The 21,992-nt window shown below is 69.8% G+C and carries 20 protein-coding genes; 8 read left to right on the top strand and 12 right to left on the bottom strand.

All coding sequences use genetic code 11. The annotated features are described in order from the left end of the window. Positions 1 to 269 precede the first annotated feature (269 nt). Together ACWDUA_RS01515 and ACWDUA_RS01520 are read right to left on the bottom strand one after the other, a co-directional pair. Positions 270 to 1,301 carry an NAD(P)H-dependent flavin oxidoreductase gene (locus ACWDUA_RS01515; protein WP_449749235.1) on the bottom strand — a complete coding sequence of 344 codons (1,032 nt, stop codon included), beginning with the start codon at positions 1,299 to 1,301 and terminating at the stop codon, positions 270 to 272. A gap of 28 nt (positions 1,302 to 1,329) precedes the next feature. Next, entirely contained in the window at positions 1,330 to 2,292 is a 963-nt protein-coding gene (locus ACWDUA_RS01520) for a GlxA family transcriptional regulator (protein ID WP_449749236.1), read from the bottom strand. A gap of 82 nt (positions 2,293 to 2,374) precedes the next feature. On the opposite strand from ACWDUA_RS01520, the gene ACWDUA_RS01525 reads away from it, so the two are divergent. The 4 genes from ACWDUA_RS01525 to helR all read left to right on the top strand — a co-directional run bounded on the left by ACWDUA_RS01525 (position 2,375) and on the right by helR (position 6,846). After that, positions 2,375 to 2,629 (top strand): hypothetical protein, encoded by a 255-nt coding sequence (locus ACWDUA_RS01525; protein ID WP_449749237.1) that lies wholly within the window; start codon positions 2,375 to 2,377, stop codon positions 2,627 to 2,629. A 36-nt stretch (positions 2,630 to 2,665) separates the two neighbouring features. Further along, entirely contained in the window at positions 2,666 to 3,352 is a 687-nt protein-coding gene (locus ACWDUA_RS01530; RefSeq protein WP_449749238.1) for a FadR/GntR family transcriptional regulator, read from the top strand. Positions 3,353 to 3,453: 101 nt separating this feature from the next. After that, positions 3,454 to 4,578: a CynX/NimT family MFS transporter gene (locus ACWDUA_RS01535; RefSeq protein WP_449749390.1), complete on the top strand. Its 1,125-nt coding sequence runs from the start codon at positions 3,454 to 3,456 to the stop codon at positions 4,576 to 4,578. Between the two features lie 72 nt (positions 4,579 to 4,650). Beyond that, positions 4,651 to 6,846: an RNA polymerase recycling motor ATPase HelR gene (gene helR / locus ACWDUA_RS01540; RefSeq protein WP_449749239.1), complete on the top strand. Its 2,196-nt coding sequence runs from the start codon at positions 4,651 to 4,653 to the stop codon at positions 6,844 to 6,846. On the opposite strand, the gene crtI is transcribed toward helR, so the two are convergent. The 9 genes from crtI to ACWDUA_RS01585 form a co-directional block, all read right to left on the bottom strand. After that, a complete protein-coding gene (gene crtI / locus ACWDUA_RS01545) occupies positions 6,839 to 8,416 on the bottom strand; it encodes a phytoene desaturase family protein (RefSeq protein WP_449749240.1) in 1,578 nt (525 codons plus the stop codon). The genes helR and crtI overlap by 8 nt on opposite strands. Continuing rightward, entirely contained in the window at positions 8,409 to 9,329 is a 921-nt protein-coding gene (locus tag ACWDUA_RS01550; protein ID WP_449749241.1) for a phytoene/squalene synthase family protein, read from the bottom strand. Before ACWDUA_RS01550 ends, crtI begins: the two co-directional genes overlap by 8 nt. Next, a complete protein-coding gene (gene idi, locus ACWDUA_RS01555; protein ID WP_449749242.1) occupies positions 9,329 to 9,880 on the bottom strand; it encodes an isopentenyl-diphosphate Delta-isomerase in 552 nt (183 codons plus the stop codon). The genes ACWDUA_RS01550 and idi overlap by 1 nt, the downstream gene beginning before the upstream one ends. Positions 9,881 to 9,949: 69 nt before the next feature. Next, positions 9,950 to 10,297: a hypothetical protein gene (locus ACWDUA_RS01560; protein ID WP_449749243.1), complete on the bottom strand. Its 348-nt coding sequence runs from the start codon at positions 10,295 to 10,297 to the stop codon at positions 9,950 to 9,952. A 139-nt stretch (positions 10,298 to 10,436) separates the two neighbouring features. Continuing rightward, positions 10,437 to 11,603: a VWA domain-containing protein gene (locus ACWDUA_RS01565; RefSeq protein ID WP_449749244.1), complete on the bottom strand. Its 1,167-nt coding sequence runs from the start codon at positions 11,601 to 11,603 to the stop codon at positions 10,437 to 10,439. Beyond that, positions 11,600 to 13,864 carry a DUF5682 family protein gene (locus tag ACWDUA_RS01570; RefSeq protein WP_449749245.1) on the bottom strand — a complete coding sequence of 755 codons (2,265 nt, stop codon included), beginning with the start codon at positions 13,862 to 13,864 and terminating at the stop codon, positions 11,600 to 11,602. Before ACWDUA_RS01570 ends, ACWDUA_RS01565 begins: the two co-directional genes overlap by 4 nt. Positions 13,865 to 13,874: 10 nt before the next feature. Further along, the gene (locus tag ACWDUA_RS01575) at positions 13,875 to 14,963 is read right to left on the bottom strand and encodes an ATP-binding protein (protein WP_449749246.1); all 1,089 of its coding nucleotides are present in this window, start codon (positions 14,961 to 14,963) and stop codon (positions 13,875 to 13,877) included. Continuing rightward, positions 14,960 to 16,432, bottom strand: coding sequence for a DUF5691 domain-containing protein (locus tag ACWDUA_RS01580; RefSeq protein WP_449749247.1), 1,473 nt, complete (start codon positions 16,430 to 16,432; stop codon positions 14,960 to 14,962). Before ACWDUA_RS01580 ends, ACWDUA_RS01575 begins: the two co-directional genes overlap by 4 nt. After that, positions 16,429 to 17,802 (bottom strand): SWIM zinc finger family protein, encoded by a 1,374-nt coding sequence (locus ACWDUA_RS01585; RefSeq protein WP_449749248.1) that lies wholly within the window; start codon positions 17,800 to 17,802, stop codon positions 16,429 to 16,431. The genes ACWDUA_RS01580 and ACWDUA_RS01585 overlap by 4 nt, the downstream gene beginning before the upstream one ends. 51 nt (positions 17,803 to 17,853) lie before the next feature. Between ACWDUA_RS01585 and ACWDUA_RS01590 the strand changes: the two genes are divergently transcribed. The 4 genes from ACWDUA_RS01590 (at position 17,854) to ACWDUA_RS01605 (ending at position 21,060) form a co-directional block, all read left to right on the top strand. Continuing rightward, complete coding sequence (locus tag ACWDUA_RS01590; protein ID WP_449749249.1) at positions 17,854 to 18,723, top strand: LLM class flavin-dependent oxidoreductase; 870 nt, start codon at positions 17,854 to 17,856, stop codon at positions 18,721 to 18,723. Between the two features lie 50 nt (positions 18,724 to 18,773). Then, the gene (locus ACWDUA_RS01595; protein ID WP_449749250.1) at positions 18,774 to 19,625 is read left to right on the top strand and encodes an SDR family oxidoreductase; all 852 of its coding nucleotides are present in this window, start codon (positions 18,774 to 18,776) and stop codon (positions 19,623 to 19,625) included. A gap of 87 nt (positions 19,626 to 19,712) precedes the next feature. Continuing rightward, a complete protein-coding gene (locus ACWDUA_RS01600; RefSeq protein WP_449749251.1) occupies positions 19,713 to 20,186 on the top strand; it encodes a DUF2231 domain-containing protein in 474 nt (157 codons plus the stop codon). Between the two features lie 97 nt (positions 20,187 to 20,283). Then, positions 20,284 to 21,060, top strand: a complete 777-nt coding sequence (locus ACWDUA_RS01605; RefSeq protein ID WP_449749252.1) for a crotonase/enoyl-CoA hydratase family protein — start codon at positions 20,284 to 20,286, stop codon at positions 21,058 to 21,060. Here ACWDUA_RS01605 and ACWDUA_RS01610 read toward each other — a convergent pair. After that, a complete protein-coding gene (locus ACWDUA_RS01610) occupies positions 20,943 to 21,938 on the bottom strand; it encodes an EamA family transporter (protein ID WP_449749253.1) in 996 nt (331 codons plus the stop codon). The genes ACWDUA_RS01605 and ACWDUA_RS01610 overlap by 118 nt on opposite strands. Positions 21,939 to 21,992 lie beyond the last annotated feature (54 nt).

The following is a 21,992-nucleotide window of genomic DNA, read 5'->3' on the forward strand; positions in this document are numbered from 1 at the left end:
GACGACGACCCAACCACCAAGCACCACACGATGGTTGAGCCCACGAGGAGCGCAGCGACACGTCGAGTCGAAACCCCCGCCGGCCGAACCCGGTACCCAACCACCCCCGACGCAGTCGCGAACACACTCGTCTCACCGGGTTTCGACACGGGTCCTCGCCCATATCGGCTCGGTCCCGACTCAACCACCCCCGACGACAACCCAAGCACCAAGCACCACACGATGGTTGAGAACGCAACCACCACGGCAGCGCCGAGGCCACCCGAGGTTCATCCCCTGCGCGCCTCGGCCCAGAGGCCGGTGACCACCTCGGCAGCCGGGCCGCGGCGGACCGAACGGAAGGAATGGCCCGCCCAGAGATTCAGGCCGTCGGCATCGTCGGCGGCCGCGGCTGCCTTCCGGAGCGGGCTGGTCAGGTGGTGCACAGCCGGATACTCGGCCGGTGCCGTCGACGAGAACGTGTCGGTGAACCCATTGCGGAGTGCCTGCGCGTAACGTCCCGAGAAGCAGCGGGTGACAACGGTTTCGGTGAACCGCGGATCGCGTAGAGCGGCGCGATGGGTGGGCTTGGTACCCGCCTCGTCGGTGTCGAGCAAAGCCGTACCCAATTGCACCGCACTCGCACCCGCGGCCAAGGCGGCGATGATCGCCGTACCGTCGCCGATCCCCCCGGCGGCGATCACCGGAACATCGCTGCGGTCCACCACCTCTCGCACCAACCTCACGGTGGGTGTCGTATTCGGCACCGCATCGACGTCGAGCGTCCCGCGGTGGCCACCGGCCTCCACACCCTGCACGCACAGCGCGTCGACACCCAGGGCCACCGCCCGATCGGCGCCGTCGGGATCGGCGACGGTGCTCACCACGAAGATCCCGGCATCGTGCAATCGAGCCACATCCTCCGCGGACGGCAGACCGAAGGTGAACGACACCACCGGCACCCGATGCTCGATCACCAGATCGAGTTTCGTACGGTAGCCGTCGTCGTCCACCTCGACGATGTCGGGCAGATCGATTCCGTACCGGTCGGCCAACGGCCGCAGCGACTCCCGATACTCCTGGACTGCGACACGGTCGCGGACCGGGAGTCCGGGGACGAAGATGTTGACGCCGAACGGCGCACCGGTGGCGATCCTGACGTCCGCGATCTGCCCCGCCAGCACACCGGGGTCGGCATAGCCTGCGGCCAGAAAGCCCAGTCCACCAGCATGATTCACTGCGATGGCGAGAGCGGTGGTGCTGGGGCCACCGGCCATCGGCGCGGCGACGACCGGGATCTCGAGATCGGACAGTTCGAACATCTCATGCCCCTTTGCATGGAGAGCACACTCAGGCGCGGGCCGCCCCGGACGCAAACCGCTTCCGGTAGACCAGCGGCGCCACACCCACCGACGCCTGGAAGTGATGACGCAACAGCGTCGCCGACGCGAAACCCACCTTACGCGCCACCTCTTCCACCGGAATATCGGTGGATTCGAGAAGACTCTTCGACTGCATCACCCGCTGCTCGGTGAGCCAGCGACGCGGAGACAGCCCCACCTCGTCGACGAAGCGCCGGGCGAAGGTCCGGCCCGACATGTGCATCCGTACGGCGAGATCGTCCACCGAGATGTCCTCGTCGAGATGGCCGACCATCCAGTCGAGCAGTTCGCCGAAGCCCTCGTCGGTGCAGGTGGGCACCGGCGCGTCGACGTATTGCCGTTGGCCACCGTCACGATGCGGTGGCACCACCATGCGACGGGCGATCCGGTTGGCGACGGTCGGTCCCCACGCCTCGCGCACCAGATGCAACGAGGCGTCGATCCCGGCCGCGGTGCCCGCGCTGGTGGTGACCGGCCCGTCGTCGACGAACAAGACGTCGGTGTCGACCTCGGCGCGGGGATACATCCGCGCCAGCTTCGCCCCGTAACGCCAGTGCGTCGTGCAGCGCCGACCGTCGAGGAGTCCGGCGGCGCCGGCGACGAAGGCACCCGAGCAGACGGTGAGCACTCGGCCACCGTTGTCGACGACCGCCCGCATCGTCTCGAGGATCTCCTCGGGATAGTCGTTCGCGATGCTTCCGCCCGGAATCGCCACGAGGTCGACATCGCGACAGTCCTCGAGGGCGTAGGGGGCGGCGACGGTCACGCCATTGCCGACGTTCAGCGCGTTCCCGGGAGTCGGGGACGCAACGCGGAAATCGAACGCCGGTACCCCGTCGTCGGTGCGATCGAGCCCGAAGACCTCGCTGAGCACGCCGAACTCGAAGAGTGCGACGTTGCCGTGGAGGAGCACCCCGATGGATTTCAACACCCACCCAGTATGGCAGAAACTTTGTGGGTATTGGCTTGACTGCCACTGGTGGCAGAAAGTTATCGCCCGGATGATTTCTGTCATGAGCACCGCATTCACCACCACCCTGACCATCGCCCTGACCGTTCTCGTCGTCGTCCCCATCGCCGCCGTCGTCTACCGCACGCACCGAAAGGTCGGCGACCCCCACCCGATCCCGTTGGGCCACCTCGTGGCGATCGCCACCCGCGACCACCGGTCCCACCACCACCGTCCGACATGGCGCGACGGACCCGACGCCGACCGGATCGCGGTCGAACTGACCACCTTGCAGCAGTACCGCAGGGACGGCTCGTGAGCTGCCGGCCCAAACATGGGATGTTAGGTTCTTTGTGTGCCCCTGATCACTCCCCCCGTGCGAACCAGCTCGCTCGTCGTCGACCGAATGAGTCAACTGATCCGTGATGGGGAGTGGCCGGTGGGGACGCGCATCCCTGCCGAACCCGAGCTCGTCGAGCTGTTCGGCGTCGGCCGCAACACCCTCCGCGAGGCCGTGCGCGCCCTCGAACATGCCGGGCTCCTGGCTCCGCGTCGTGGTGACGGCACCTATGTATGCGGCCGCAATCCGCTGGCCGGCGCCATCTCGCGCTGCACCCCGGACACCGAGCTCATCGACCTGATCACCACCCGGCGAGCGCTCGAATCAGAAGCCGCGGCGCTCGCCGCCCGGCGCGCCGATCCCGCCACCGTCGGCCGGCTGCGCACGCTGCTCGCCGACACCGTCGCGGCCCTCGACGCGGGCGACGTCGAGCGATACGCACTCCTCGACCTCGAGTTCCACAGTGCGCTGGTCATCGCCTCCGCCAACCCTCTGCTGATCGAGCTCTACGACGGCATCGGCGAGGTGATGCGCCGCAGCCACCGCGATCTGGCCGATGCGACCAGTTCATCCGGGCACCCGCCCGGACACCACGACGTGGTCGAGGCGGTCGCCGACGGTGACCCCGTTCGAGCCCGGGCAGCGGTGTACCGCTACCTGGAGACGGCTCTGGACGTCACCGCACAGGACTCGGCCCGGTGACCGCCACCGGCAGTTCCCCCGAGACCGACCTCACCGACACCGGCCCCACCGCCCAGGGATCCCGCGGCAGCCTGTTCACCGTGTTCACGGCGGTGTCCATCATGCTGGTCGCCGCGAACCTCCGTCCCGCGGTGGTGGGGGTGTCGCCGCTGCTCGACGAGATCACCCGCGACGAGGGCTTCAGCAGCGCCATGGCAGGACTGCTGACCACCCTGCCGGTGTTGTTCTTCGGCCTGGTCTCGCCGCTCGCACCGCCGCTGGCCGCCCGGTTCGGGATCGAACGGACCGTGTTCGGCTCGTTGCTCCTGTTGATCGTCGGTTCGCTGCTGCGCCTGATCCCCGACACCGTCGTCCTGTTCTTCGGTTCGGCGGTGGTCGGCATCGCCATCGGCGTGTGCAACGTGGTGCTGCCCGCCCTGATCAAACGCGACTTCGCGCATCGTTCGGGCCTGATGACGGGCCTGTACTCGATGACCCTGTCGGGCGGCGCGGCGGTGGCCGTGGGCGTGATCGTACCCATCGACAGCGCCCTCGACGGCAACTGGCGGATGAGTCTCGCGTCGTGGTCGATCCTTGCCGTGATCACCGCGATCTGCTGGCTGCCACAGCTGTCACGACACCGGCCGGAGACCGTCGCGCAGCGAGGGTCGTTGTACCGCAACCCGATTGCCTGGGCGATCACCGTCTTCATGGCCGCCCAGTCGCTGATCTTCTACACCTTCAGCGCGTGGCTGCCCACCTACCTGATCAGTGAGGGCTACACCGCGGCCGCCGCGGGCACGGTGCTCGCGCTCGGACAGACCGTGGCATTGTTCGCCTCACTGATCGCCCCGATCATCGCCGGCCGGTTCGCCGATCAGCGGCTGATCACGCTGGTCGCGGTGACGTCCACCGCGATCGGCCTGACCGGCCTCCTCGCCACCGACCACGTCCCGGTGATGTGGACCATCCTGACGCTGGCAGGTCCGGGCTCCTCGATCAGCCTGGTCCTCTTGTTCATGGTGCTGCGCAGTTCCTCACCCCAGCAGACCGGTCAGGTGTCGGGGATGTCGCAGTCGATCGGCTACGTGCTCGCCGCACTCGGCCCGTTCGCCACCGGCGCTCTCCACGATCTCACCGGGTCATGGACGATCGCACTCGGAATGCTCGGAATTCCGGTTGCCGTGCAGGCATTGTCGACCTTGTGGGCGGCGCGGGACGTGAAGATGGACCAGTACTCCCACTGATCCTCCCCTTTCACCGTAGCGCGAGGATGGGGGCTTGCGGCAAGGACCCTTCCGCGTCGCACAATGGGCGCCATGATCTCCCGCGCCACCGGCGCTCCCGGTTCCACCAGCACCTTCGACCTCCCCGTCGCCCTGCGCCACAAGAGCGGCCCCCGACTCATCGCCGACGACGATCGCCACTTCGGCGCCGTCACCGATTGCCTTGCCACGTCGATCCGTTCGCTCGAGGACCGGCTCGCCGACCTGCGCAAGCAGGCCGGTGGCGGTGGGCGCCGCGCCGTCGACCGCGACCTGGAGATCCACCGGACCACCGATCGTCTGCAGTCGCTGCGCCGCCACCGGCAGGATCTCTGCCTGGGGCGGATCGTCCCGACCGACGGGTCCGGTTCGGTGTACATCGGACGAATCGGACTGACCGACTCCACCGGTCGACAGTTGCTCGTCGACTGGCGCACCCCGATGGCCGAACCGTTCTTCGCGGCCACCGCCGCCCGACCGATGGGGCTGCGCAGCCGTCGCCGCTATCGGTGGGCGCACGGCCGGATCGTCGACTTCTGGGACGAGGCCTTCGGCGAGAACACCGATGCGCTTGCCCTCGACGACGATTCGGCGCTCATCGCGAGCCTCGAGGCGTCCCGCTCACCCCGGATGCGTGACGTCCTCGGCACGATCGCAGCCGACCAGGATGCCATCATCCGTGCCGACAGCCATGGCGCCCTGGTCGTCGACGGTGGACCGGGGACCGGGAAAACCGTTGTCGCACTGCATCGTGCCGCCTACCTGCTCTATGCCGACCCCCGACTCGGTGGCAATCGCGGGCAGATGCTCGTCGTCGGGCCGCACGAACCGTATCTCGCCTACATCTCCGACGTCCTGCCCGCACTCGGCGAGGAGGGCGTCCGCACGTGCACCCTGCGCGACATGGTGCCCGAGGGCGCGGACGCCGTCGACGAATCCAATCCCGCCGTGGCCCGACTCAAGGCACATCTCGATCCGGTGTCGACGATCGACGCGGCGATCCGGTTCTTTCAGCAGCCGCCGACCACGCCGGTGACGATCGACACCCCGTGGGACGAGGTCACCCTGACCGCCGCCGAGTGGGCGGCGGCATTCGACGCCGCCAATCCCTCGGTACCCCACAACGAATCCCGTGAGGACGTGTGGGATGCGCTCGTCCAGACGGTTCTCGACAAGCACGCCGACACCGATTCGGGGGTCGAGCAGCTCCGACTGGCGGTGAGCCGCAACGCCGATCTGCGGCAGGCGTTCACCCGCGCATGGCCGGTGCTCGACGGACCGACCATGGTCGCCGACCTGTGGGCGGTGCCCGCATTCCTCGCGCATTGCGTTCCGACACTGTCGGCCGATCGACGCCGCATCCTCAGGCGCCGCGAGGGCTCCCCGTGGACCTGTGCCGACCTGCCGTTCCTCGATCTCGCACGGCGCGGACTCGGCGATCCCCAGTTCTCCCACACCCGCCGTCGTCGCGAGTCCGTGCTCGCGGTGCAACGCGCGCAGATGGATCAGGTGGTCGACGACCTCCTCGCCGCCCACACCTTCGACGACGGTGAGGGCCTGGCGTCGATGCTCCGCAGCCAGGACCTCCGTGACGTGCTGGTGGACGAATCGGGAATCGATCTGCCGCATCGGGATCCGCTCGACGCCACCTTCGCACACATCATCGTCGACGAAGCCCAGGAACTGACCGATGCGCAGTGGGCCATGCTCGTCTCGCGATGCCCCACCCGCAGCCTGACGATCGTCGGTGACCGGGCGCAGGCGCGGCACGGGTTCACCGACTCGTGGGCAGAGCGGCTCACGCAGGTCGGCTTCTCCGACATCACCATGGCCGGCCTGAACGTCAACTATCGGACGCCGGAGGAGATCATGGAGGTCGCCGCGCCGGTGATCCGGGCGGTGCTGCCGGACGCCAACATCCCCACCTCGATCCGGCGCTCACACGACCCGGTGACCTATGGGACCATCGCCCAACTGGATTCGATCCTGGCGGAGTGGCTCGACGAGAACCCGGAGGGAACGGCATGCGTCATCGTCGAACCCGAGGCGACCGATATCGTCACCATCACCTCCCTACCCGCGCGGGTGCGGTCGCTGACACCGGAGCAGACCAAGGGACTCGAGTTCGACCTGGTGGTGCTGGTCGGCCCGGCAGAGGCCGTCGGGATCACCGCCGCCGTCGACCGTTACGTCGCGATGACCCGCGCCACCGCCCGGCTGGTGGTACTCACCCCGGACCGGATCAGATGATCTCGGGACCGGGAGAAGTGTCTCCGCGCAGCCGCTTTCGGACCAGCTGCGCCGAGATCAGGCACATCGGCAGCCCAATCCCGGGACGGGTACTGCTGCCGGCGTAGAACAGGCCCTCGACCTTGCGGGAGATGTTGTCGGCGCGGAAGAACGCCGACTGCCGCAGGGTGTGTGCGGGACCGAGGGCACCGCCGGACCACGCGTGGACGTCGTCGACGAAGTCCGCGGGTCCGGTGGTGCGGCGCACCACGATTCGCTCGGCGAGGTCGGGAACACCCGCGCGGTCGGCGATCCGGGCGATCGCGGCGTCGGCGATCCGCTCGACGGCCGGGGCACCGGCCCCGTCCACCCCGCCGTGTCCGAGAGAGGGATCCGCCGGCATCGGGATCAGCACGAACAGATTCTCGTGGCCGTCGGGGGCAACGGTCCCGTCGGTCGCCGACGGGCGACACACATACAGCGACGCCGGGTCCGGGACCCGGGTCGGTGACCCGAAGATGGCGTCGAAGTTGGTATCCCAGTCGTCGGTGAAGAACAGCGAGTGATGGGCCAGCTGCGGCAGCTCCCCGCGGACGCCGAGGAACACCAGGACCGCACCGGGACCGGACGTGCGCCGATCCCACCACGACTGTGGGTATGTCTGTAATTGCCTGGGCAGCAAACAGGTCTCGAGGTGATGCAGGTCGGCGGCACCCACCACGATGTCGGCGTCGACCCGACGGTAGGTGCCGTCACCGAGACGCACGTCCACACCACCGACCTGTGCGCGCCGGCCCCGCCATCCCCGGCCCCGACGACGCGTGGTGATCGACAACACCGTAGCCGAGGTGTGTATCCGGACCCCACGCCGCCGGGCAAGTCGTTCGAGTGCGGTCACCAGAGTGGTGAAACCACCTGCGGGATATCGGACTCCGCCCTCCAGATCGAGGTGGCTCATCAGGTGGTACATCGCCGGCGCACGCCCCGGGGAGGAACCGAGGAACACCGACGGATAGCCGAGCACCTGCCGCAGACCGGGATCGTCGAAGCGGTCGGCGATGAACGCACCGAGGCTCCGGGTCAGCAACACCGCGAGCTTCGGCAGATGCGCGAGCACCTCGGGTGCGGTGAACGAGCGCAGCGAGTCGAAGTTGGTGTACAGGAAGCGGTCGACGGCGATCCGGTAGGTCTCCCGCGCCGATTCCAGATAGTCCGAGAGTGCCTGACCCGCACCGGCTTCGCGCCCATCGAACATCGCCACAGTGGTCTCGGCGTCGGCCGCCACCGTCAGTGGCGGGGTGCCGTCGAAGAACACCCGGTATCCGGGGTCGAGGGAGACGAGGTCGAGGTGCTCGGCCACCGAGGTACCGAGCAGCGCGAAGAAGTGATCGAAGACCTCCGGCATCAGCCACCACGAGGGGCCGGTGTCGAAGCGGAACCCCTCGTGGTCCCAGGAGCCGGCACGCCCACCGAGGTCGGGATTCTTCTCGAACACCTCGACGTCGTACCCGTCGTCGGCCAGCAGCGCCGCAGTCGCCAGGCCCGCTATCCCGCCACCGATGATCGCAACCCGGATACCCTTGTCACTCATCGTGTTCCGACTCCCCGACGCTCTCGCCCGGTATCCCACGGCGGAACACCGCACCGGCGGCGATCCGCAGTTTGACCGGCGCGGGCACCCGTACCCGGCGTCGGACGGCCAGCCGGGCCGGCGCGGCCCGCAACCTCACCGACAGTTCGCCGAACAGGTCATGCGCCACACACACCGCGATCCGGCTGCCGACGGGCAGCCGCGGGATGATCGTCGCGGCCGCGGCGAGGTCGGCGTCGACGGCGTCGAGCCAGGCCCGCCACACCGCCTCGTCGGGATCGGCCGGATCGAGATCCACCAGATAGCCGCGCCCGAGGACGCGACCGTCCACACCCAGGTCACGCAAGAAGTTGACCTTCTGGAAGCCGGCCCCGAGTCGCCGGGCGCCCTCGGACAGCTCGCGGTAGGCGATCTGTGGGTCGGGGAGTTCGGCGACGAACACACGCAGACACATCAGGCCGATCACCTCGGCCGACCCATGGATGTAGGTCTGCAGGCTCGCGGTGTCATGGGGTTGCGGGTCGAGGTCGGCGCGCATGGACGCGAAGAACGGTGCGATCAGCGATCCGTCGATCCCGGTGCGACGGGCGGTGCGGGCGAAGGCGTGCACGATCAGGTTGGTGCTCGCCCCGGACACGATGGCGTCGAGGGTCTGCTGCTCGAGATGGTCGAGAGCCCGACGACGCTGGGCGGCATCCTGATCGGGTCGCGGTGCGTCGACGATCTCGTCGGCCACACGGACGAGCGCATAGATGTTGCGGACGTCGCCGCGGATGTGCGGGGCGAGCAGGCCGCTGGCCAACCCGAACGACGACGAGTAAGAGCGGATGACCAGCGCCGCACTGGCATCGGCGACGGCGTCGTACCGATCGGCCGGCCGTGTGCGATCGACGCGGGTGCTGCGCAGTCCCATCAGTTCTCCCGTGCGGCCGCCCGGTACGGGTCCTCGGCGGAACCGAGTGCGTCGACCTGGTCGACGAACCACGGGCTGAGCAACCATGGACTGCGCGCGGCGACCGCCCAGATGTCGGCGATCGGCGTCCACGCGAACTCCATCACCTCGTCGGGATCGGGGTGCACCGCGCCGACCGGCCGAGCCAGGTACACCGGACACACCTCGTTCTCCACCACCCCGCTCGCGTCGACGGCACGGTACCGGAAGTCCGGCAGTACACAGCGGAGATCGGTGATCTCGACACCGAGTTCGCGGCCCGCGTAGCGGTGCACAGCGTCGTCGAACGACTCCCCGGGTCGCGGATGTCCGCAGAACGAATTGGTCCAGACACCCGGCCACGTGCGTTTGACCAGCGCCCGCCGAGTCATCAGCAGCCGCCCCTCGTCGTCCACGAGATGGCACGAGAAGGCCAGGTGAAGCGGGGTGTCGGTGGTGTGCACGGTGGTGCGGTCAGCAGTGCCGACGGGGTGACCGGCGGGGTCGACGAGCACCACGAGGTCCTCGGTCATCCGCGTTCTCCTCCGGTCGGCACGCCCGTCCAGTCTACGGGCGGTGGCCGGTGGCGACGAAAGCACACCTCAAGTGGGCAGCGAGTCGCCCGGGAAGCCGCGAGCGGGATGGACGTCGAAGGTGAAGACCCCGGCCTGCACGCCCGGGTCGTCGGACATCAGTGCGGTGGTCTCGTCGACGGAGCGATCGAAGATCCCCACCCCGCAGACGTCGGTGGCGTCCTCGACCGGCATCACCACCGCGAGTGCGCCGGAGGCCCGCAGCGCGAAGTTGCGTCGGCCGTGCTCCCAGATGATCGACTTCGCCTCGGGCGCACCGTATTCGGGTCCTTCACGGAGGATGACCACCGAATAGTGACGAGCCATGGGGAGCATGGTGTCCATCTCTTCGTCGGTGATCTCGGGCAAGTCGGACATCTGCGGGCCCCTTCCGGTGCGACGATGCGGCTGCTTCATTGTCGCGCGACGCGGCGGCGTCGGGGCCCGAACCGGCTGGTAGGTGACGCCGATCGGCCCTGCTGTTCGATCGGCCCTGCCGTTCAGGCCCCCCTACTGGTCAATCTTCCATGCCGCGCCGGGACAGTTCGTTGGCATCGGCCCAGCCGACGATGTCGCCGCGGCTGATCGCGACCGCGAGCAGGTCGGGAAAGGCGTCCGGGGTACAGGCGAAGGCGGGGACGCCCATTGCGGCGAGGTCGCCGGCGATCTCGCGGTCGAAGGCGGGCGCGCCCTCGTCCGACAGCGCGAGCAGCACGATCACCTGCACGCCGTCGTCGCGCATCTGGTGGATCCGTGTGAGCATCTCGTCGCGCACGCCGCCCTCGTACAGGTCGGAGATCAGGACGAAGACGGAATCGTCGGGGCGGTCGATGAGCCCCTGGCAGTAGGCGATCGCACGGTTGATGTCGGTGCCACCGCCGAGGGTGGTGCCGAACAGCACGTCCACCGGGTCGTCGAGTCTGTCGGTGAGATCGACGACGCCGGTGTCGAAGACCACCAGCGATGTGCGGATGGCACGCATCGTGGCGATCACCGCCCCGAAGATCGACGCGTAGACGATCGAGGCCGCCATCGACCCGGACTGGTCGATGGCGATGACGACGTCCTTGCTGACACGCTGCGAGCGCCGCCCGTGGCCGACGAGGCGTTCGGGCACGATGGTCTTCTGTTCGGGCAGGTAGTGGCGCAGGTTGCGGGCGATGGTGGCGTTCCAGTCGATGTCGTGAAGCCGCGGACGAAGGGTGCGTGCCGACCGGTCGAGGGCGGCCCCGAGGGTGCTGCGGGTGCGGTCGGCGATGCGGCGTTCCACCTCGTCGACCACCTTGCGAACCAGGGCCCGCGCCGACGCCTTGGACTTCGCCGGGATCGCGCGGCCCAGACCGATCAGCATGGCGACCATGTCGATGTCGGGTTCGACGGCGTCGATCATCTCGGGTTCGGCGAGCAGGGCATGCAGGTCGAGCCGCTCGACGGCGTCGCGCTGCATCACCTGGACGACGGTGGTCGGGAAGTACTCGCGGATGTCACCGAGCCACCGGGCCACCCCCGGTGCCGATCTCCCCAGTCCGCCACGGCGATCGGTGGACTGGTCGTACAGCTTGCCGAGGGCGCCGTCCATCGCGGCGTCGGCGCCCGAGAGCGCGGACAGGGAATCGTCGGCGGCGGCGCCGAGCACGAGCCGCCAGCGTCGGTCGCGGTCGGTGGGGGTGTCGGGCGCGGTCATGGCAGTCCCAGCAGGTCGGCGACCACGGCGACCGCGGGCGCGGCCAGTTCCCGGTCGAAGGTGGCGAACGGAGAGGTCGGGGCGGACCGGCCGTCCAGGTTGGCGACCCGCTCGCCGATGTTGCGGCGCACCGACGGGTCGAACACCCCGAAGGTGCGTCGGAGCAGCGGCAGGACGTCGACGAAGTCGCGCTCGGCGAGGCCGGTCAGCCAGCCGTCGAGAATGCCGAGCAGTTCCCGATCGTGGACCAGCAGCAGTCCACCGTCGCCGAGGAATCCCTCGATCCACCGCGCCTTCGCGATCGGTGTGGCACCGCCGGAGAGTGCATAGGTGAGGCGGTCGGCGGCCTCGGTGGCGGCCAGCCGTCCGCCGTCGAGGAGCAGCCGGGTGACGCGACCGACCAGCAGGCCGTTGACGTCGTGGCGTGCGGCGAGTGCCATCAGCGCGGTGACCCACCGGTCGCGGTCGTCCGGGTCGAGCAGGGCGACGGTCTCGTGGACTGCGTCGAGCCGGGTCTTCAGTTCGGTGGCCGCGTCGTCACCGAGACCGGTGACCGCGGCGGGAAGTCCGGCACAGATCCGCACCAGCAGGGCCGACGCGACGGTGCCGAGGGAGGTGACGTCGGTGCCGCGGACATCGCCGTAGCGGCGGGCGCGCCCCAGTGCGGGCAGCGCCGCCATGAGATGTTCGACGTCGTGGTCGATCGCGGCGCGGTCGGCGAGGGCGGTCAGGACGGCGGGGAGCGCATCGGCGAGATCGGCGAGCAGGGCGGCCTCGAGTGCCCCGGTGATCTCGGCCAGCGACGCACCGGACGCCGCACGGTCGGTGATCCGTGCGGTGGCCGCACCGACCACGGTGGTCCCCCACACCGACGCCATGACCACCTCGACGACGAAGTCGGGTTTCCAGGTGAGGGTCCAGCCCTCCTTGAACGTGCCGCTGCCGGTGACGTCGCGGGTCACGCCCCAGGGAACACCGATGATGTTCAGCCGATGCAGCAGAACAGATTTCGCGCGGTCGACCGGGCGCCGAAGGTCGATGTCGAGCTCTTTGGCGCGCGAATCCTGTTTGAGTCGTGCCGATCTCGCGCTCGCCGTGAGGTCGGCCTGCAGCGGTACCACCGGCGCGTCGGCGGGCACCTCACCGAGCCGTTCGCCGATCACCGCCTCGCGGTACATGAGATCGGCGAGTCCCGAATCACCCTGACACATGACCGAGAGGGTGGCCTCGGAGATCTCGGCGAGCCCCGCGAGAGGGCGGCGGCGCATCACCGCGAGCGTCTCGGCGAGGCGCGCGGTCTCGATGATGTGGGCCGAGGAGATATCGATGTCCTTGTGCCGCAGCAGATCGGCCTGATGGATCAGCCAGCGGACGACGACGTGGTCGGGCGTGGTGAACAGGTGGTGATACCAGCCGGGCGAGATCACCCCGGCGCCGTATCCGCTCGCACCGGCCAGCCGCGAATGGGTCCACGGCACCCAGGCGAGCCTGGTCCGCACCTTGGGCATGCCCTTGAGCAGCTTCGCGTCGTGGGAGGCCGGCGGCAGTTTCCCGGCCAGCACCGGCGCATGCCAGGCGCCGCACACGATCGCGACCCGTTCCACCCCGGGCAGTTTGAGTGTCTTGCGCAGGATCTGCCGCATGTGGGCTTCGCGGCGCAGGTCGTGACCGTCCTCGCCGAGCTCCCCGATCTCACGGCGCAGTGCACCCATCGCCTCGGTGATCGCGTCGAAACCACCGCTGTCACCACGCGTTTCGACGACGTCATCCCACCAGCGTTCCGGGTCGTCGTATCCGGCAGCCGACGCGAGCAAGGCGATCGGGTCGGCGCGGGCGGTGCGGGTGGTCTCGTCGGCGGGCTGGTCGAACAGATCGGTCTGCTCGGTCTGCTCGGTCCGCTCGGTGGGGTCGGAGTCCTCGGTGGCACGTCGGGACGCGGCGCGGTGGGCCAGGGTCTGCGCGGCGGGGAGATCGCAGAAGTGAACCGGCACACCGGCAGCAACAGCCCACCGCAGCGCCTGCCATTCCGGGGAGAACTCGGCGAACGGCCAGAACGCCGCGGTGCCGGGGTCGTCGGCGGCATACGCGAGCAGGGCCACCGGTGGACGCAGCTCGGGGTCGCCGACCGTCGCGATCAGTGCGTCGGCATCGGCCGGTCCCTCGATCAGCACGGCGTCCGGGCGCAGGCGGTCGAGTTCGGCCATCACCGCGCGCGCCGATCCCGGCCCGTGGTGGCGGATGCCGAGGACTTGTGGAGTCATCGCCACCACCTCAGCGCAACGCCCCACGTGCCGCGCGGTAGAAGTCGGCCCAGTCGGTGCGGTCGCGCACCACGCCCTCGAGGTATTCGGTCCACACCACCGAGTCCGACGACGGATCCTTGACCACGGCGCCGTGGATGCCGGCGGCGACGTCGGCGGGCCGCAGGGTGCCGTCCCCGAAATGTGCTGCCATCACGATCCCGTGGGTGATCACCGAGATCGCCTCGGCGGTCGAGAGTGTGCCGCTGGGCTGTCTGACCTTGGCGCGGCCGTCCTCGGTGACCCCCGACCGCAGCTCGCGGAAGACGGTGACCACGCGGCGGATCTCCTCGGCGGCGGTGGGTAGTTCGGGCAGTTCCAGCGACGTGCCCAGGGCGGCCACCCGGGAGGTGACGATCTCCACCTCGTCCTCGGCGGTCGCGGGCAGCGGCAGGACGACGGTGTTGAACCGGCGGCGCAACGCCGAGGAGAGGTCGTTGACGCCGCGGTCACGATCGTTGGCGGTGGCGATCACACTGAAGCCCTTGGCGGCCTGCACCTCGGTGGCCAGTTCGGGGATGGGCAGTGTCTTCTCCGACAGCACGGTGATCAGGGCGTCCTGGACATCGGACGGGATGCGGGTGAGTTCCTCGATGCGGGCGATCCGGCCCTCGCCCATCGCAGTCATCACCGGTGAGGGGACCAGCGCGTCACGGCTGGGTCCCTCGCTGATCAGGCGCGCATAATTCCAGCCGTAGCGGATGGCCTCCTCCGGGGTTCCGGCGGTGCCCTGCACCAGCAGGGTCGAGGTACCGCTGATCGCGGCCGCGAGGTGTTCGGACACCCAGGTCTTGGCGGTTCCGGGGACGCCGAGCAGCAGCAGCGCGCGGTCGGTGGCGAGGGTGGCGACGGCGATCTCCATGAGCCGACGCGGCCCGATGTACTTGGGGGTGATCGGCGTGCCGTCGTCGAGTGTGCCGCCGATCAGATAGGTGACCACGGCCGCGGGTGAGAGGTTCCAGCTCGGCGGGCGGGTACCGGTGTCGGCGGCGGCGAGGGCGTCGAGTTCGGCGGTGAACAGTTGCTCGGCGTGCGGGCGCAGCAGGTTGTCGGTGGTCACGTCAGCTCCCTGGTGAGTATCGAACGGATGCGGAGGGCTTCACCCAGGACGGCGAGTTGCCGGGGGGCGACGGGGACGCGGGCCCGGGTGTCGTCGACGATCTGCTGCCAGCGGTCGGTGGCGGGCAAGGCCACGGCGAGCAGTTCGACGACGGCCGCGCTGGCCGGTGTCACCCGCAGCTCGGTCTCGAGGGTCCGGACGAGGTCGCCGAACACCTTGAGACACAGGGTGTCCGGCCACGGCGTGGGCAGCACCTGCAGGGCGGCGAGCACCCGGGAATATGACTGTCCCCCGGCGTATTCGAGGAGTCGTTCGGGGTGGGCGACGGCGAAGACCGCCGGGGATTCGGTGGCCGGGTGCGCGAGCAGTGCGTCGGCCCAGTCGGCGGCATGATAGGTGACGGCGGCCTCACACAGTCCGGCGACGAGCGCCTTCTCCTCCGGGTCGATACCGCCGACCAGCTCGTCCGCACCACGCCCGAATCGGCTCTCCCACTCGGTGGGGTCGATCCGCGAGATCAGTTGCCGCAGAGTCCATGCCGCGCCGCCCATGCCGCGCGGCGGTGTGGGGTCGATGCCGTCACGGGCGAGCGCCGGATCGGGCTGTTCGGGCAGGTGCACCGTCAGCCGCGGTCGGCCGAGGCGCCGTTTCTCGACGGTGAGCATCGGTGCGGCGGCGGCGAAGATGCGCTGCCGGAGTGCCGATCCCTCGATCCGGTCGAGTGCGCGGACCGCACCGGCACGCACCGCCCGGCGCCGGTCGTCGAGGGCGCGCTCGAGGAATGCCTCGTCGTCGGCGGTGGGTGCGAGGGCGAACACCTCGATGAACCCATCGCGTTCGGCACCGGGTTCGGCCGGCCAGCTCTGCTCCAGCAACTCGCGTGCCGCGCCGGGGTCGCGTCGACGCAGTGCAGCGAGATGTGCGACGCGGGTGGGCAGGTCGCCGTGGATCCAGGCCCCCGGATCGGGCTCGGCCCCGCCGATCCCGTCGACCGGATGGGGAAGCACCGCACCGAGTTCCGGCGCCAGATCCGCCAGCCACCGCCCGCGGGGGCCGACGATGGTCGCGATCACCACACGGTGCTCCGCGTCCCGGGCGGTCCTCACCAGCAGACCGGTGAGCAGCCCGCCCGTGGGTCGTCGGCCGGAGGCGGCCAGCAGATCCAGGCACCAGTCGATCATCCACCGCGACAACGAGAAGGCGTGCAGGACATGGGCCGACACCAGCGGGGAGATCGGTGGGCGGGGATCGTCGGGGGCGGTCGGGATGGGTTGTGCGGCAACACTGATCGGCCCGGATGCGAGCTGGGCGACGGCGGTGAGTGCGGCGGTGTCGAGGGTGTGACGGACCGGATCGGTGGTGTCGTCGGCGATCCGCGCCGCGATCAGCGGATCGGCGTCGTCGGTGCCGACGCCACGGTTGTGGACGCCGACCAGCGCTGCGGCCACCACGTTCTCCCAGTGCGTCACAATCCGGTCACCACCCCGAGGCGATGCACGGTGAACGGGTCGAGGCCCCGGGCACCGAGCTCGCCGAACAGCTGCACCTCGTCACCTTCGGTCAGCGCGAGGAGCAGGGGCCAGAGCCCCTCACCGTCGCGCAGCGCGACCGCGTCGCCGGTGCGGTCGATCAGTGCGGCGTGCCCGTCGTCGGTGGTGCCCAGGCGGCCGGTGACGATCACCGGGAATCCCGACAGCCACGGATCGGCGGCCACCGCCTCGGCACGGGTACGGCGGGCGGCGGCGAGGTCGGTGCCGGTGATCTCCGGGGCGGCCGGTTCGTGGACCTGCGCGGCATCCCGATCGACCGCGTCGGGGTCGGGAGCGGATGCCGGGTCGGTGTCGGCGGGGAGGCAGCGATGACCCGGCGCCCCCGGGTAGAAGTGCATCGCGGCGTGGCGCACCTGCCCGACGGCGGGCCGTGCCGGGAGGGTTCCGCCGGCGGGCGCATAGTCGAGGATCAGACCGAAGCGTCCGGTGTGGGCACCGCACAACCAGGTGCGCCGGGCCTGCAGGTGGTCTTCCTCGGTGTCACGGCGCCCGAGCACCTGCCAGTCGTCGACGACGGCCGGCCGGGCCAGCACATCGGCCTTCGCGACCGGGTAGCCGATGTGGCGGCGCACCGTGGCGGCGAGCTCGTCGGAGAGGTCCGGCAGGCGATCGTGGGCGGCGGCGAGCGACCACAGGGCACCGAACTCCTGTAGCAGCCGCGACGGCCAGTCGGCGCGGGAGTCGGTGGCGTCGTCGGGTGCGTAGACCACCGCGGGGAGCCGGCGGACGCGGTTGGCCATTCCGGGGGCCTGCGCGTCGACGAGGCGTGCGGCGACCGCGTCGAATCGGGCGTGGGCGTCGGCCTCGAGTCCCGCGAGTCCGTGTCCGGCCTGGTCACCGAGCCACATCCGTAGTTCGTCGAGTCCGGTCGTGACGCGTTCGGCGCGCTGGGCCGCATTCTTGGCCGCCCGCTCCGGGTCCTTCGGCGCGGCCGCTGCTGCGGGTGTGGCGGCAGCTCGTGCGGCGCGCCCGGCGAGCCATGCGGCGGCGTGGTCGGCGGGTTCGGCCGCGTCGGGGACGCCGCCCTCACCCCACAAGAGCAGCAGCCCGAGGACGTGTTTACAGGGGAACTTCCGAGACGGGCACGAGCACGTGTACGCGGGCGCCGACAGTTCGACGACGGTCCGGTACGGAGTCTTGCCGCTGCCCGCGCACGAGCCCCACACCACGTGATCGGTGGCCCCGGTGTCACTCCACGGCACCGGTGAGCCGAGTTTGCGGCCCGCGGTGGCCGACGACGCATCCGGCGCGAGCGCCAGCACCTGTTGCGTCGACCATCTGTCCCCCATGCCGACCAATCAACCACACCCCGCCGACAGCCGGCTGGATAGGCTCGACGCGTGCGCATCGGCATCTGCATCCTCCCGGACCTGACCTGGCGACAGTCGCGACCGCTGTACGAGCGGGCGGAGGCGATGGGCTTCGACCACGTGTGGACCTACGACCACCTCGTGTGGGGTGGTCTGCCCGACTCGCGGTGGTTCTCCTGTGTACCGACGCTGACCGCGGCGGCCACGGCCACCTCGACCATCGGGCTCGGCGCGTTCGTCGCCTCGCCGAACTTCCGGCATCCGGTGTCGTTCGCCCGGGAGATCCAGACCCTGACCGACATCTCCGACGGCCGGCTGCTGCTGGGCCTGGGCGCGGGCGGCACCCCCGACGACACCGTCCTCGGCAGCGATCGGCTCCCGCCGAAGCAGCGCGTCGACCGGCTACAGGAGTTCACCGAGCTGCTCGACCGCACGTTGCGCGACGATCACGTCGACTTCGGCGGGACGTACTACTCGGCGCGGGACATGCGGCTGGTGGGCGGCCCGGTCCGCGATCGGGTGCCGCTGCTGCTCGCGGGCAACGGACCGCGGTCGGTGCGTTACGCCGCCCGCACCGGCGACGGCTGGGTGACCACCGGTACCGCGGCCGACGGTCTCGACGACTGGTTCGACGGGATCGCCCGCAACTGCGCGCTGCTCGACGAGACGTTGTCGGCGGCCGGACGCACCGACGGATTCGCCCGTCTGATCAGTCTGGACGCGTCGCCGCGCACCGCGTTCGAGAGCATTGATCTGTACGACGAGATGATCGGGCGCGCAGCCGAACTCGGCTTCACCGACGTGATCGTGCACTGGCCGCGGGACACCGAGCCCTACCGTGCGTCGGAGCGAGTCCTCGAGGCGGTCGTCGCCCGCGGCCTGCATGGTGTGCGACACTGATCACACATCATCTGACATGGCGGCATGTCACTTAGGGGAGGCGGGGCAGGATGACGAGGACACCACCCATCACCGGGCGCGTGGTGGCCATCACCGGCGGTGCACAGGGGATCGGGCGTGAGATCGCCGCCGCGCTCGCAGCGGCGGGCGCACGCGTGGCGATCGGCGACCGGGACCTCCCCGCGGCCGAGCGTACTGCTGCCGAATTATCCGGCGACATAGCGGCTTTCGCCCTCGACGTGACCGACACCGACTCGTTCCGCGGATTCCTCGACGCCACCGAGGCCCGGCTGGGGCCGATCGATGTACTGGTCAACAACGCCGGGGTGATGTGGGTCGGACCGTTCGACACCGAACCCGACGCCGCCACCGACCGGATGCTGGCGGTGAATCTGCACGGCGTCATCCGTGGCGTCCGGCTGACCGCGCCCCGGATGCGTCACCGCGGACGCGGCCACATCGTGACCGTGGCATCGGCGGCATCGCGACTGGCCCCGCCCGGCGAGGCGTCGTACGCGGCGAGCAAGCACGGCGTGCTCGGCTATCTGACGGCGGTGCGTGAGGAACTGCGCGGCAGCGGTGTGGAGCTGTCGATGATCATGCCGACCGTCGTCGACACCGAGCTCGCCAAGGGCACCGCAACCGGCGCCGCCGCGATGCTCACCCCCGCCGACGTCGCGGCCGCAGTGGTCAGGGTGATCGGCCGCCCCCGGTTCGAGGTCAATCTGCCCGGCTACGTCGGCCCTCTGGTGCGGGTGTCCAATGTCCTGCCGCAACGGGTCCGGGATCTCCTGATGCGGGTGGCGGTGCCGAATCAGGTCAAGGCGGTCCGCGGATCGGACACCCGCGCCGCCTACGAGGCGCAGGTCCTGCACGCCGACGACGGTCGACCCGGGCGATAGGCGGCGAGCGCCGAACCGGACGACACCGGTCCACGCAAATCGGCGACTTCAGCAACTCCTCAGCGCGGGCCGCGGATACTGCAGCCCATGGACACCATTCGCGGGCTCCCGGCTCACCCGCTCTTCGTGCATCTGACCGTGGTCGTGATCCCACTCGCCGCGATCCTGGGTCTGCTCGCGGTCCTCTGGCCCGCCGCCCGCCGCCGGCTCGGCTGGTTCACCCCGCTGGTCGCACTCGTGGCGATGATCGCCACCCCACTGACCACCTCGGCCGGCGAAGCCCTGGAGAAGGTGACCCCGAAGACACCCGACCTGGAGCATCACACCGAACTCGGCGGCATGATGATCGGCTGGGTGGCTCCCCTGTTCGTCACGATCGTGCTGTTCTGGGCACTCCACGAGGAGGCCATCATGTCCCGCCTGCCGGTCACCGTCTCACCCGGAGCCGCCCGCATCGCGAGCATCGTGTTGGGTGCCGGGGTGATCGTCACGGCGATCGGCTCGATCGTGATGATCTATCTGGTCGGCGATTCAGGCGCCCAGTCCGTGTGGGCGGGGTAGCCCACACGTCGGTGTGAGCGGGGCGGCCCGAACCTGTGGCCCGGCTCACCGCTACGGTCGGTGCAGGTCCCCCGCACCGACCGTGAAAGGCCACGCCATGGACATCCCGCTCGACATCGCCACCGCCGGATCGCTGCAGATCTGGACCATCAACTCCCCCGACGTCGGCAATGCGATCACCGGCCTGGAGTTCGTGAAGGCCTTCGAGGCGGCGGTGGACGCGGCGAATGCCGATCTGGACGTCCGCGCGATCATCCTCACCGGTGCGGGCACGATCTTCTCGGCCGGCGGCAACGTCAAGGAGATGGCCGATCGCACCGGCATGTTCGGCGTCGACGAGCGCGCGCAGCGCCGGGCCTACGTCGACGGCATCCAGCGCATCCCGCGCGCCTTCTCCCGGCTGGAGGTCCCGGTCATCGCCGCGGTCAACGGCGCCTCGGTGGGCGCCGGCTGCGACCTGGCGATGATGTGTGACATCCGGATCGCCTCCGAGCGTGCGTCATTCGCCGAGAGCTTCGTGCAGATCGGCCTGATCCCCGGCGACGGCGGCACCTGGTTCCTGCCGCGTGCGGTCGGCTATGCACGTGCCGCCGAGATGACCTTCACCGGTGACAGGGTCGACGCCGGCACCGCCCTCGAGTGGGGGATGGTCAGCCGCGTGGTTCCCCATGACGAGTTGCTCCCCGCCGCACGGGAACTGGCCGACCGAATCGTCAAGAACCCGCCCGAGGCGCTGCGGATGGCCAAGCGACTACTTCAGGAATCACGCACCAGCCCACTGGAATCCGTACTCGGGATGGCAGCGTCGATGCAACCGCTGGCGCACCTGTCCCCCGAGCACTCCGCGCGGATATCGCGCTGGCGCACCAGCTGAGCCGACGACCGCGCCTGCGTCAGCGTGGCGCCGACGCTGGCGAGGATCACGAGCACGATCGCCGTGGCCCGGATCGGTGGGAGCCCCTGCCCGAGGAGTAGCCAGCCGACGAGGGCGGCGGCCATCGGCTCGAGGCTGAGCAGCACCCCGAACACGTGACGCGGAATCCGACGCAGCGCAGCGAGTTCGAGCGTGTAGGGGATCACCGATGACAACACCGCCATCCCGACCGCCAGCAGGGCGATCGAGGCGTCGATGTGGGCGTCGATCAGGCCCGGCAACCCGGCGGGCAACACTCCCACGGCGGCGATGATCACCGCGACGGCAAGCCCCCCGCTGCCCTGAATACGCTCTCCGACAACTGAACTGGCGAGGATGTAGCCCGCCCAAGCCGCACCGGCGGCCAGCGCGAACCCGACGCCGACCAAGTCGAGGCCGACGGTGTCGAGGAGGCCCTCCGCTCCGAGAAGCGTCATCGCCACCACCGCGAGGCCCACCCAGGCGAGGTCGGCGCGTCGGCGCGAGAGCACCGCCGCCAGCACCAGGGGACCGAGGAACTCGATGGAGACCGCCACACCGAGCGGGATGCGGGCGATCGCCGCATAGAAGAAGCCGTTCATCAGGGCCATCGCGACCCCGAACGCGAGCACCGACCGCCACTGCGGCCGGGTCCAGGCATCGATCCGTGGTCGGGCCACCGCACACAGCACGATCCCCGAGATCGCCAGGCGCAGCACCGTGGTACCCCAGGAACCGAGCGCGGGGAAGAGGTTGGCCGCCAGCCCCGCCCCGAACTGCAGTGAGATACACGATCCGGCGACGAGGACCACTGCCTGCCGGGTGGTCCCGGCGGATCTGTTCTGGAGCACTCCGGTCATCACCGTCCCAGCATCCGCCGCCACGTCACCTCAGTCCAGTTCATGTTTCTTCCG

The sequence above is a fragment of the Gordonia sp. NPDC003376 genome (assembly GCF_053589235.1).